12 protein-coding genes are annotated in these 12,628 nt (G+C 34.1%); 1 reads left to right on the forward strand and 11 read right to left on the reverse strand.

What is annotated here, in order from left to right:
* Window positions 1-7 precede the first annotated feature (7 nt).
* The 8 genes from CAN42_RS08050 to CAN42_RS08085 all read right to left on the reverse strand — a co-directional run bounded on the left by CAN42_RS08050 (window position 8) and on the right by CAN42_RS08085 (window position 8,438).
* Window positions 8-1,444: a hypothetical protein gene (locus CAN42_RS08050; RefSeq protein WP_085876249.1), complete on the reverse strand. Its 1,437-nt coding sequence runs from the start codon at window positions 1,442-1,444 to the stop codon at window positions 8-10.
* On the reverse strand, window positions 1,437-2,858 hold the full coding sequence (locus CAN42_RS08055; RefSeq protein ID WP_085876250.1) for a sensor histidine kinase: 1,422 nt from the start codon (window positions 2,856-2,858) through the stop codon (window positions 1,437-1,439). Before CAN42_RS08055 ends, CAN42_RS08050 begins: the two co-directional genes overlap by 8 nt.
* An 8-nt stretch (window positions 2,859-2,866) precedes the next feature.
* Window positions 2,867-3,550 carry a response regulator transcription factor gene (locus tag CAN42_RS08060; protein WP_005955634.1) on the reverse strand — a complete coding sequence of 228 codons (684 nt, stop codon included), beginning with the start codon at window positions 3,548-3,550 and terminating at the stop codon, window positions 2,867-2,869.
* A 72-nt stretch (window positions 3,551-3,622) separates the two neighbouring features.
* Window positions 3,623-5,068 carry an IMP dehydrogenase gene (gene guaB / locus CAN42_RS08065; RefSeq protein ID WP_085876251.1) on the reverse strand — a complete coding sequence of 482 codons (1,446 nt, stop codon included), beginning with the start codon at window positions 5,066-5,068 and terminating at the stop codon, window positions 3,623-3,625.
* A gap of 25 nt (window positions 5,069-5,093) precedes the next feature.
* On the reverse strand, window positions 5,094-6,032 hold the full coding sequence (locus CAN42_RS08070; protein WP_085876252.1) for a CdaR family protein: 939 nt from the start codon (window positions 6,030-6,032) through the stop codon (window positions 5,094-5,096).
* Window positions 6,019-6,843, reverse strand: a complete 825-nt coding sequence (gene cdaA, locus CAN42_RS08075) for a diadenylate cyclase CdaA (protein WP_085876253.1) — start codon at window positions 6,841-6,843, stop codon at window positions 6,019-6,021. Before cdaA ends, CAN42_RS08070 begins: the two co-directional genes overlap by 14 nt.
* A 1-nt stretch (window position 6,844) precedes the next feature.
* Window positions 6,845-7,405, reverse strand: a complete 561-nt coding sequence (locus CAN42_RS08080) for a DUF5317 domain-containing protein (RefSeq protein WP_085876254.1) — start codon at window positions 7,403-7,405, stop codon at window positions 6,845-6,847.
* Between the two features lie 100 nt (window positions 7,406-7,505).
* Window positions 7,506-8,438, reverse strand: a complete 933-nt coding sequence (locus CAN42_RS08085; protein WP_085875111.1) for an IS30 family transposase — start codon at window positions 8,436-8,438, stop codon at window positions 7,506-7,508.
* Window positions 8,439-8,741: 303 nt separating this feature from the next.
* On the opposite strand from CAN42_RS08085, the gene CAN42_RS08090 reads away from it, so the two are divergent.
* Window positions 8,742-9,314 (forward strand): xanthine phosphoribosyltransferase, encoded by a 573-nt coding sequence (locus CAN42_RS08090; RefSeq protein WP_085876255.1) that lies wholly within the window; start codon window positions 8,742-8,744, stop codon window positions 9,312-9,314.
* Between the two features lie 203 nt (window positions 9,315-9,517).
* Here the strand turns inward: CAN42_RS08090 and CAN42_RS08095 are convergent, their stop codons facing one another.
* Genes CAN42_RS08095 through CAN42_RS08105 form a run of 3 tightly spaced genes read right to left on the reverse strand, consistent with a single transcriptional unit; the run spans window position 9,518 to window position 12,622 of the window.
* Window positions 9,518-10,639 carry a toxic anion resistance protein gene (locus tag CAN42_RS08095; protein WP_085876256.1) on the reverse strand — a complete coding sequence of 374 codons (1,122 nt, stop codon included), beginning with the start codon at window positions 10,637-10,639 and terminating at the stop codon, window positions 9,518-9,520.
* A 3-nt stretch (window positions 10,640-10,642) separates the two neighbouring features.
* Window positions 10,643-11,761 carry a 5-bromo-4-chloroindolyl phosphate hydrolysis family protein gene (locus tag CAN42_RS08100; RefSeq protein ID WP_062572238.1) on the reverse strand — a complete coding sequence of 373 codons (1,119 nt, stop codon included), beginning with the start codon at window positions 11,759-11,761 and terminating at the stop codon, window positions 10,643-10,645.
* Window positions 11,762-11,788: 27 nt separating this feature from the next.
* Entirely contained in the window at window positions 11,789-12,622 is an 834-nt protein-coding gene (locus CAN42_RS08105; protein ID WP_085876257.1) for a DegV family protein, read from the reverse strand.
* Window positions 12,623-12,628: the final 6 nt, after the last annotated feature.

The raw sequence follows: 12,628 nt of genomic DNA on the forward strand, positions 1-12,628 counted from the left end.
TTACACCTCATTTATTAGATGAAAGTTCATCTTGCCAAATATTTGCGTAGCGGCCTGTAGCCCACTCAGTCATAATAGTGGAAGCTTCTTCTCCAATTTCCCTTTCAAAGATAGGGTTAGGAAGAATTTTCCCTTCACTTATATTATATATTTTTAAATAATTATTTTCCAATGTTATTAAAAAATTATTGTCAGGAGATACAAATCCATCCTTGATTGATGACTTGAAATTTTTAATCTGTGCCATTGGAATATTAATTTTGTTATACTTGTTAACCTCGTAAGGAAGAACTAGGTTTAAATCAAAATCAGAAAAATTTCCATTTTCTGAATTAACTCTTCCCTTTAATTTCCAAAAACCATTGTCCCTATAGATTCCTATGTTGTATGGATCTTTATTTAGGGCTTCAATGTTTTTGCCTTCACTCTCTAGGGCATCCTCAGAAATAAAGTCCTTAAAACTTAGGGCCTTTTTATCTTCTAAGTTATCGAGATTATAAATCCTAAGACATTTCTCATTAGCATTTCTATCTAAACTCTCAACATTAATATAATTGTTGGTAATAAAGTTGATGGTCTTTAGTGAATTATCATCCCTTAACTCTTCAGTTTCAATTTTTGGAATCTCTGGATCCTTATTGAGAAGGTTTGAAGTCTTATATTCCTTTGCGATTAACCTATCTGTAGTTTCCTCAGCCTTTGACTCTCTTTGAACACTTACTTCAAAGAACCTGTCATCTCTTGGCAAGATTATGTTGTTCATCTCGTAGACATTTTCCAATTTCAAATCAGAAAATTTTAGATAAAGGGTCTTGTAGTTCCATGATGGAATATCTGAGTCCACCTTTGTCTTAAATCCAATTAAAAATCCCTTGTCGCCATTTAGATCAAATAAGTTGCTTTTTGCCAAGACCTCATCCTTCCTTGCTAAGATAGTAGAGTTTAAGTCCTCATTGTCAATCTTGTCGTCTACAAGCTTTATCTCAAGTGTAATGCCGTTGTCAAACAAGAGAGCTGTGTTCTCACTTGTCTTTATGACTTCATAATATAAGGAAGAGTTGGAATTTGAATCAAATACATAAGTTGTAAATACATCAGAGTCTTCCACTCCTAAGTTCTTATAATCAAGGTTGAACTTTTCATACAAGTAGTCAGAAAGTTTAACGTACTTGGTCTTGTAGGAAGCATCCTTGATGTAGTCATTAGCTAGAAGGACTGAATTGTTACTAAAGTAAAGGTCCTCTCCTATTATATCCTTGAACCTAAAGTTGTCTTGGTTGCCCTTCTTGTTGGAAATAAATTTAGTTATGGTCCACTTGCCATAGATAGGAGCTTGACCCATCTCTGGTCTCTTAACATTTGTCCCCTGATTAGCCAAGAAGGAACAACCACTTAGTAGGACAAGGAAAAATAGTGAAAGGTAAAAAATTATTTTTTTAATCATTGTTTTCACCTACTTCTTTATCAATATCGAGAGGCAAACTAACCTTGACTGTAGTTCCAATATTTTCTTCCGAGAAAATTTCAAGGTTTCCTTGATGAAGCTTAGTTATTTCATCACTTATGGATAGACCAATCCCACTGTGGCTCTTGGAGTGCTTGCCTTTATAGAACTTTTCCTTTACGTGGGCAAGTTCTTCCTTAGTCATCCCCATACCATTATCCGAAATCATTATTTGAACTTTATCATCTTCCTTGAGCATTTGGAACTTAACCCAGCCCTTGTCTGATGTAAACTTAATGGCATTGTCCAAAAGATTTATTAGCAGCTGCTTAATCCTATTTTCATCTGCGTTAATAAGGATTGACTCCTTTGGAAGGTCAGTTATTAGTTCAATGTTGTTGGACTTGGCACGAGGCCTCATTTGCTTAGATACATCAAGGCAAGTTTGAGAAATATCAATTATTTCCTTATTGAGAGTTATCCTTCCAGATATATATCTTGAGAAGTCTAAAAGTTCTTCTACCATCTTTGCAAGTCTGTCGGCTTCATTTTCTATTATGTTTAAGCCATCTTCCACTAGGTCCTTTTCATCTTCCTTTGCGTCTTTTAGGACAACTGCCCAACCCTTTATGGATGTAAGAGGAGTCCTAAGCTCGTGAGAAATAGAAGAGATAAAATCATTTTTGATCCTATCCTTATTTATAATTTCATCACTCATGGCATTAAGGGTTTTTGCAAGCTCACCAATTTCATCATCTTCAAAGACCTTGGCCTTCTCTTCATAATTGCCCTTTAACATAGTCTTGGCAACTTCTGTAAGTTCAAGTATTGGCCTTACAATAGACTTAGAAATCAAGAGTGAAACCATAGTTGTCACTAGGGCAACAAATAATGTAAAGATAAGTAAACTTATAATAGTTTTAAAAATTGCAGCCTTGACTTCTTCCATAGAAGATATAAACCTTAGGTAGCCAATTGTCTCTCCCTCATTGTTTTTTATGGGGCCTGCAACTGACATTATTGATTCACCAGTTTGTGACTCTTCACCCCTCCAAGTTTTTATCTCTCCCCTTTCAGCTGCCAAGACATCTGAAGTTTCTATGGGCTTTGATGCCAACCTACCAATGGAATCTGATAATAGGGTCTTGTCCTTGTCAAGAATTTGAACCTCTGCATTGGTGTTAGACAAGAAGATGTCACTGTCTTCGTAAATCAAATCTTCAATGGACTTGTCGGAATAGTCCCTCCTATATATTTCAAGTGAGACCTCCATCCTCTGAATTAATTCCTTGGAGATGTTGTTATAAAAGTAGGAACTAAAAGCAAAAAGCAAGAATATATCTATAATTGAAATTGTAATTAAAATTATTATTAAAAAACTTTTTACAAGTCTTTTCCCAATTTTATTTTTCAATTATAAACCTACTTCCATCTGTAGCCAGTTCCCCAAACAGTTTCAATGTAATCTGGTTTTGCTGGATTAGTTTCAATCTTTGACCTAAGTCTTCTTATGTTTACATCAACAATTTTTGAGTCACCTAAGAAGTCGTCGCCCCAAACGAGTTTTAAAATTTCATTTCTAGTCATTGCCTTGCCTGGGTTAGTCATAAATATTTTTATGATTTGATATTCTGTAGGGGTTAGTTCTAGTTCCACATCGTCCTTATAAAACTTTCTTGAATAAGAATCTATTTTAAAAGGTGGATCTGTGATTAAGTTGCTTTCATTTTCTTCACCAATCTCAAGCCTTCTCTCAATGGATTTTATCCTAAGGGTAAGCTCAGTTGGATTAAAGGGTTTAGTCAAATAATCATCAGTCCCATATTGAAGGCCCATAATCTTGTCATAGTCCTCTGCCTTTGCAGTTAGCATAATGATACCAAGACTTGGGAACTCTCCCCTCAAGGTCTTGCAGACTTCAAAACCGTCAATGCCTGGCAACATAATATCAAGGACTACAATGTCTGGAAGCTCACGTCTAGCAATTTCGATTCCCTCTTCTCCACTGCCAGCTTCAAAAATTGTATAGCCTTCTCTTTCAAGATTTATTTTAACAAATTTTCTAATTGATTCTTCGTCTTCAACGAGCAAGACTTTTGTTTTCAAAATATCACCTCTATACTTGTAATTATAAAGAAAATCCACTCCAAATTCAATTGAAGTGGATTTATTAATGTCTTAATAATAGTTAGGAGCTTCTCTTGTAATTGTAATATTGTGTGGGTGAGATTCTGTAAGTGAAGCTTGTGTGATCTTGACATACTTAGCAGTTGCCCTAAGAGTTTCAAGGTCCTTTGCACCAAGATAACCCATAGCAGACTTAACTCCACCAACAAGTTGGAATACTATGTCACCAACAAGTCCCTTGTAAGGAACCCTACCTTCAACTCCTTCAGGAACGTACTTAGTTGTACCTGATTGGAAGTACCTATCAGATGAACCAGCACTCATGGCGCCAAGAGAACCCATACCTCTATAGGCTTTAAATCTTCTACCTTCAACGAAGATTTCTTCTCCTGGAGATTCATCAGTCCCTGCGAAAAGTGAACCCATCATAACAACATTACCACCAGCTGCAAGAGCCTTGGCAACATCACCAGAGAATTTAATACCACCATCGGCAATTATTGGAACCCCATACTTTTTGGCAGCCCTATAAGCTTCCATGATAGCAGTAATTTGTGGAACCCCAATACCAGTTACAACTCTTGTTGTACAAATTGAACCAGGTCCAATACCAATCTTAACACAGTCGGCGCCAGCCTTAATTAGGTCTTCTGTACCCTCATAAGTTGCTACGTTACCTGCAATAAGTTGTAGGTCTGGGAAGGCATCCTTTATTTTCTTTATTGTGTTTAATACATTTTTAGATTGACCGTGAGCTGTATCAATAACAACAACGTCAGCCTTTGCCTTAACAAGGGCTTCGATTCTGTCCAAAACGTCCTTAGTTGCTCCAACAGCTGCTCCAGCTAAAAGTCTTCCTGACTTATCTCTTGCTGAGTTTGGATATTGTTCGTGTTTTTCAATGTCCTTAATTGTGATAAGTCCCTTTAATACATTGTCCTTATCAACTAAAGGAAGTTTTTCAATTTTATATTTCTTTAGAATATTTAGAGCTTGGTTTAAATTAATGTCAGGATCTCCAGTAATAAGTTTTTCTGAAGTCATTACCTCGCCAATTCTTTTAGAAAGATCAGTTTCAAATCTTATGTCCCTGTTTGTAATAATTCCTTCTAAGACACCCTTTTCTGTAACTACTGGCACTCCAGATATTCTGTATCTTTCCATAAGTTCAGAAGCATCTGCAATAGAATGATCCTTAGTTAGTGAAAAGGGATCAGTTATAACTCCGTGTTCAGATCTTTTTACCCTGTCTACTTCTAAGGCTTGCGCTTCAATTGACATATTCTTGTGGATGATACCAATTCCACCTTCTCTTGCCATGGCAATTGACATCTTGTGTTCTGTAACTGTGTCCATGCCTGCTGACATAAGAGGAATGTTTAGCTTAATCTTTTCCGTTAGGTTTGTAGATAAGTCAACTTCGTTAGGCAAAATTTCTGATTTTGCTGGCACAAGTAAAATATCGTCAAATGTTAGTCCTTCTCCAAAAAATTCCATATTACCTCCTGATTATTAATAGACATTAATCTTCTTTTCCTACTGGCTTCAACCTGAAGTCAATATTCTCGTCAACTAATGTAACCTTATCTGGCAAATTCAATTTAACTAAATCATTTCCATTTTTATAATTATAAAAATTAATTGGTCTAGTTTCTATGAAGTTAATAGAATCAATTACATCAGAATTTCCTCTAATTGTAACAGAAGATGGCTCAATTGAAAAGTCACTTGTCACAATATTTTTACTAGTATTTTCATTAAATTTTAATTTAATTGGCACAGTTTTACTTTTTAAAATTGGAAGGTCAACTTTTACGCTCGCAGGAGTCACTTCAACTTCCTTTATTATCTTCCCAGCATCATCATAGGCAAAAATTTCTGCCTCAATGCTTGTTGTTTGTGTGATGTCTGAAAGATCAATATAAGAATCAATCTTTTTAATCTTGTTGACATAAGTAGAAGGTCCCTTGACCTTAACATTAACTTGTTTATTTAAGTCCCCAAGAGTTAGACCCTTTTCTAGCTTATTTAAAAATACAATATTTGCCTCAGTCTTTTCCTCTAACACCTTGTCAATTTTAAAGGGAATCCTTCTTGGTGTGGTGTTAGTAACAGAAATTCCAAGATCAATATAGGAAACATTTATAGGAACTGAGTGCTCTCCCTCAGTTAACTTGCTTACATCAACCTTGGCAACAATCCCATCTCTTGTGACATTTCTCATGTAGGAATTGTAACCTTGGAGCTTGACATCAACTGTTGACTCCTTGGGAGATATTATGGTTAGGTTCCTTTCCTTTAGATGACTAAGTCCGTCATAAGTGACTTCTATATTTTTAAAGTTTGTTGAACTAATAAAGTTTGCCTCACCCTTTACATAGGACCAAAGAATTATGGCAAAAATCAAAGACATAACTTTAAGCATCAAACTTCTGTCATTTCTAAAATTAATTTTCTTCATCTTTTTCACCACGCTTTGAGAAAATAGTTTTCGCTTTGTAGTCTGGATTGTAAATTTCTAGAAGTTTTGCTTCAAGAGTTTCTATATCCAAGTATCTTGAGATAACTCCATTTTCAGCTGTTGAAATAGTTCCATTTTCTTCTGAAACCATAATAGATACGCAATCAGACTTTTCGGAAATTCCAATTCCTGCCCTGTGCCTTGTACCCAATTCCTTGGAAATCTTTTGGCTATCAGATAGGGGCAAGAAGCAAGCTGCCGCCTTGATTTTTGATCCCTTTATAATAACAGCTCCATCGTGTAGGGGTGTGTTAGGGATGAATATATTAATAAGAAGTCCGCTGCTAACCTTTCCATTTATTTCAGTTCCCGTTTCAATAACTTCTGTAAGTCCAACTTCGTTTTCAATAATTATAAGGGCACCAATCTTTTGCCTAGCAAGAGATGCAACAGCAGACGTAATTTCTTCTACAGTCTCTGGCACATTGTCCTTATTTTGACTAAAGCTATTTTTTATATTGGAAGTAAGCCCAAGATATTGAAGACCTCTTCTAATTTCTGGTTGAAACAAGACAATAATGGCAACAATACCGTCATTGATAAACCTAGTGAAGATCCAGTTAACTGTGTAAAGTTGGAAAAATTGTGAAATTTTTATAAAGAGGAGGATAAAAAGAATCCCCTTAAAAACTTGCTCTGCTCTGGTGTTTCTAATTAGCTTTAAAACGTAATAGATAAGGATGGTAACAATTAGTATGTCCACCACATCTCTTAAATTTATAACATTTAATAAGTTGCTAAACTTTTCCATCCTAAGCACCTCTCTTTCTAACAATAATTATTAGTGCAAAATATAAACCAAGGGCTATTAAAATATCTCCAAGGCTAATGACCTTAGAGGGCCCAATAAATCTTTTTAAGTATATGAAGTCTGACAAAAAATAAAGTTTTGGATTATCAAAGACCCCATGACTTAGGCTCCCGCCCATATAAATAATTTTTATAATTCTCTCGTTGCCTATTTTCATTAGGGCACTTGCCGATACGGGCATCTTTCCATTTGCCATCACTGGTAGGGCGTTTAAAAAAGTTCCAAGTCCACAAATCAAAAGTCCCTTGTTCTCATAATTCGAAAAAAATGAAAGACTAATGAGCAAGAGAAATAGGATGTGAAAGACTTTAAAGTTTTTTACATAGAATTCAGTAAGACTTCCAAAATCCCTTCCCGTTATAAAGTTTATTAAAATCATTAAAACTATTCCATAAATGGCAAGATAAACTCTTTTGAATTTAAAATTTATTAAATTATTAAAGTCCTTGTCCCTAATAAAAACCATACTTACTAGGGCAATAATCAATGCTTCCAAAATCATTTTATCACCTTGTTTTATGATATCACAAATAATTTATAATGACATATATTAGAAAAATTTTCTCTTCTTAAATGATGAATTGCAAATAATATTGCGACACCTAAATTAAACTAAGTTCATGTAAAAATAATTCAAATGGAGTTTGATAATTTAGACATTTCCTAGGTCTGCTGTTAAGCTCCATTAAATTTTTAATAAGATCTTCTTCAGATATCTCTGCTAAATCTGTCTTTTTAGGATAATATTCTCTCAATAGACCATTTGAATTTTCATTACTTCCTCTTTGCCATGCTGAATATGGGTCAGCAAAGTAAAAGTCTATCCCAAGCTTTTCAACTTCATCATAGCAAGCAAATTCTTTTCCTCTATCTGATGTAAAACTTTTTAAGGCTTCTTTTGGAAGTGATTTAACAAGTTTATTGATTGCTTCAAACATTGAATCTTTGCTTCTATCTTTCATTGGTAATGCTATATAAAACCTTGTTTTTCTTTCAACAAATGTTGCTAAACACCCCTTGCTTTTTCCTCTAGAAGACACAACTGTATCAAGTTCCCAGTGTCCGAAGGAAACCCTATACTTTATGTTTTTTGGTCTTTTTCTTATAGATGTACCTATGTTAAATTTTCCTCTTGTTTCTTTGCTTTTTCTAGACTTACCTTTTCTTCTTAATCTTGAAATATCAAAATCTATTACTCCAGAATAAATCCAGTTATATATTGTTTTAAAGCTTAATATTCCTTTATAAAGGCAACCTACAATTTGCTCAGGTGACCATTTAGAATTAAGCTTTTCTTTGATATTTTCTAATATTTCATAAGTTACTTTAGTTTTTCTTCCTTTTAATGATGATTTAGATTCTTTATCTCTTTCTGCTAGGCCAGCTTCGTATTCAGTATCACATCTTTTAAGCTCTCTAGCTATTGTGGAATGATGACATCCTAAAATTTTCGCTATTCTTCTAGAAGAATAGCCCTCTTTGTTTAATACCTCTATCTTATTTCTTTCGTTTAGTGTAAGATGTTTATAGCTCATATTAACCTCCGTGTGTGTTTTTGTCGTTATTAACATTTTACACGAAGTTAGTATGAGTTTTTATTTTTTATTTGTGTCGCATTTAATTTTACAACTTATTAAATAATAAAATTTTTTTAACCTCTGTGTCTTAATATTTTTTGTAGAAAATATTAACTTTATATAAGTAAAAATTGCAACAATATCTTAGCTACTTAGTAAAGGTCTATGAAAAATCTTAAGATTTTTAATTTATTTTTATAAAAGCTTGCCCTCAACTTGATAACTTCTTTCTTATGCCTTAAAATATTCTAGAGGTGTAAAATGAAATTATTAGAAGAAAGAATTATAAATGACGGAAGAATTTTAGATGGAAATATTGTTAAGGTAGATTCATTTTTAAACCACCAACTTGATATAAAGTTCTTGGACAAGCTTGCTGAAGAGATGGCAAATTATTTCAAGGACAAAAAAATAAACAAGATACTTACTATTGAAGCAAGTGGGATTGCCCTAGCAACTGTTGCTTCAAAACACTTTGACGATGCCATGGTGGTCTTTTGCAAGAAGCAAAAAACTTTAAACATTGGCAATGATGTTTACGAGTCAAAGGTTGAGTCCTACACTACAAAGAAAAATTATACTATTACTGTTTCCAAGAGATTTTTATCTCCTGAAGACAACTTACTTATTATTGACGACTTCCTAGCAGAAGGAAATGCCCTAAAGGGTTTAATCGACGTTTCAAAGCAAGCAGGTGCTAAAGTCTCTGGAGTTTCTGTTGCCATTGAAAAGGGCTTCCAAGATGGTGGCAAGATTATTAGGGATATGGGTTACGACCTTCTCTCTCTAGCAATTATTGATTCCATTGACGATGGAAAGATTACTTTTAGATAAGTTGTTATTAGTTAACTCATAAGCTCCCTATGTTAAAAAACATTGGGAGCTTTTTTATTTTGCCTAAGAGGTCTTCGTTAATTTTTATCTCATTCCCAATAATTTTTTGTTAACTCCTAACAACTTATGAGCCTTCACAAAAAATTTTAAAATAAAAAAACCGAGATTTCTCTCGGCTCTTATCATCCTATTAACTTTAAAATTTATTTGTTTGCAATTTCGACTAAAGATGATTTCAAATTTTCTTCTATTCTTCTAAGCTCTTGTGAAGCTTCTTCACGTCTCTTGTGACCTTCAATTTGAATTTCACGCACTTCGTTTAAGGCTGAGATAAGTTGATCATTTGTGTACCTAATTGTTTCCATGTCAACTATTCCCCTCTCAGATAATTTTGCAGTTACAACAGTAGTTTGTTTTAAAGTTTCTGCGTTTTTCTTCAAGAGTTGGTTAGTCAAATCAGTCACTTCTTTAGTTGCCTTGGCTGCTTCCTTTGAATGATTTGCTCCAAGGGCAATAACCATTTGGGACTTCCAAAGAGGGATTGTGTTCACAATTGTAGATTGAATTTTCTCAACCATAACTGTGTTAGAAGATTGGACCATCCTAATTTGTGGTGCCATTTGAATTGAAACCATCCTAGTAAGGTCTAGGTCGTGAAGCTTCTTTTCAAACCTCGAAATCATATTTACATAATCATTAGCACGCTGTGCATCCACTGGTAGGTTAGTCTCTTCTGCCCTTTCCTTTAACTTTGGTAGCTCAATATTTTTTGCCTCTTCAAGCTTTTTGTTCCCAGCAAGTATGTACATGCTGAGTTCCTTGTAATAGGACTCATTTAAGTCATACATTTGGTCCAACATAGCAATATCTTTCATAAGAGTAACTTGATGGTCCTCAAGAGTCTTTATAATGTTGTTTACATTTTTTTCTGCTGAGTCGTACTTAGTCTTAATTGAAGTCATCTTGTTGGCTTGCTTTTTGAAAAATCCAAGTAACTTATTGTCTTCTTCATCAAGGTCAAAAGACTTAAGTTCATTTACAACGCCAGATAAGAGGTCGCCAACTTCTCCAAGGTCCTTAGTCTTAACAGACTCTAGAGTCTTCTCAGAAAAATTTGAAATCTTCCTTTGGGCACCAACCCCATATTGAAGGACAATGTTTGAATTTGTTATGTCGATTTCTTTTGCAAAATCATTTACTTGTTTTTCTTCTTCTGGGCTTAGTTTAATTTCCTTATCAGCTTCAACTTCTTTCAAGCTGTTTTTTTCTTCTTCTTGAATTACATCAAAGTCATCTGATAATGATAATTTTATTTCTCTATCCACTTTTTACCTCCCAATTTTAAATTCATCCTTATCTAAGAGTCCTTCTTGCTTTAGCATGGATTTTAATACGCTCATGTCTGATGATAAATCCATAATTTTTTCTTGGTAAATATTGTCAAGAATTTTCATAAAGGCATCTATTACAATGTCCATTGTGTCTTCAATATCCTTTAGAGATCCTTTAACAGATTCTGTTGGCTTCTCCTTCATCTCTAAGTAAGAGTTGGAAAGCTTAAGAGTTGTTGGCAGATAATAATTTATAGCCTTGTTTAAGTCTCCAGCTGTGCTTGGATTTTCTTTTAAGAGTTCAAAAATCTTTCCAACTATTTTCAAAAGCTCTCTGATTTTTTCATCCATTGGAGATGAAATCTTTCCTTCAATTTGTGTAAGTTCAGTCACATAGGACCTTGCCCTTAGGATAAGTTCTTCTGCCATCTCACTATTTTCTTGATTTTCAAGTTCCTCCATCTTTTCATGAGGATCTCTTAGGGCTTCTTCCTTATAAAGTTTATAGGTCTTTGAATCTAAGATAAACAATTTTCCCTCTTCAACAATCCTTGCCTGCCTATAATAATCTCTTTCAATCATATTTAGGAGATCATTGATAGTAAAATCAAGAGGCTTAGCAGTTATTGCTGCAAGGTCTGCTGTTGGTATAACAGTGTTGTTTCCAATTTCACGATTGTATTTTCTAAATCTAATAATTTGGTCCTTAGTCTTTTTTATTCTGTAGTTTGCATAAAAAGAAATAATAAGGGCAGGAATTACCCAAAAAATTAAGGCTGGCAAATCTTCTCTTATTGATCCATAAGTATCAAACATATCCATGAGAAAACCAAACAAAGCAAAAAGATGACCCACAATTGAAACTTTTGCGACAAATCCCCATGTCTTTACCCTGTTTACAGTCTTTGGATTTTGATTTATTATTCTGTCATCATTTTGAATACTATAAGGTAATTTTCTCTTATTTTTATTCACAAAGCTACTTATAGATCTTTTTGTCACATCAATAGCTGTGTCTATTCCTTCGCCAATTATTTCTCCAATTTCCTTAAAATCTTCTTGTCTAAAGGCGTCGTTTATCTTGTCTTGAAAATTTTTTTCCCTATCTTTTCTCATTCTTCACCTCAAAAAGCCAGCTTTTGTTTAAAAAGCTATGACGATTCCTCCAATGTCAGCATATCCAGAGGATAGTCCATTAGTATGTCTAAGGTGGACCTTGGCACCCTCATAAAGTTCTTCAATTCTTTCCTTTAACTTTTTTGCCCTGTCCTCATCTTCCACATAAGAAATTGTAATAAGGTCTGGCTTTTCTCTCTTGCACTTGCTTTCTATTGCCTTAACCATTTTATCAAGAGACTTTTTCATTCCACGATTGACTTCATAGAGTTCAATTTCTCCATCATCGGAAATCATAATTGGTCTAATATTTAGGACATTGGCAATAAGGCCTGTTGTCTTTTTTATTCTTCCATTCTTGATTAGGTTCTTCATAGATTCTAGGACAAACATAGTTGTCTCTAAGTCTGTTTCCCTTTCAATTGCCTCTACAACTCCATCAAAGTCCTTTTCCTTTACAAGGTCAAGTAACTTTAAAGCAATCCTAGTAGTTCCTGCTGATGCTGCCTTGGAGTCTATAACGTGAATATTTATTCCCTCAAACTTTTCTCTTGCTTCAGCTTCTGCTACCTTTGCAGAGTTGTAAGACCCAGAAAGTTTTGATCCAATTGTCAAAATATAAATGTCCTTGTCCTTATTTTCCTCAATTATTTTAAAATAATCATAGGGAGATGGACAGGCTGTGTGAATTGGATTTTCAGTTTTTTTCATTACTTCTAAGAATTCATCTAAGTTTAGATTTTCATCGTCTGTGTAATCTTTTCCATCAATAGAGATCTTAAAGGGAACATACTCTATCCCCAAATCCCTTACTTCATCTTTTCTTAAGTCACAACTTGTGTCTGATATAATCTTGTACATTGCTTG

Source organism: Peptoniphilus vaginalis (assembly GCF_900176605.1).
GTDB classification, from domain to species: Bacteria; Bacillota; Clostridia; order Tissierellales; family Peptoniphilaceae; genus Peptoniphilus_A; species Peptoniphilus_A vaginalis.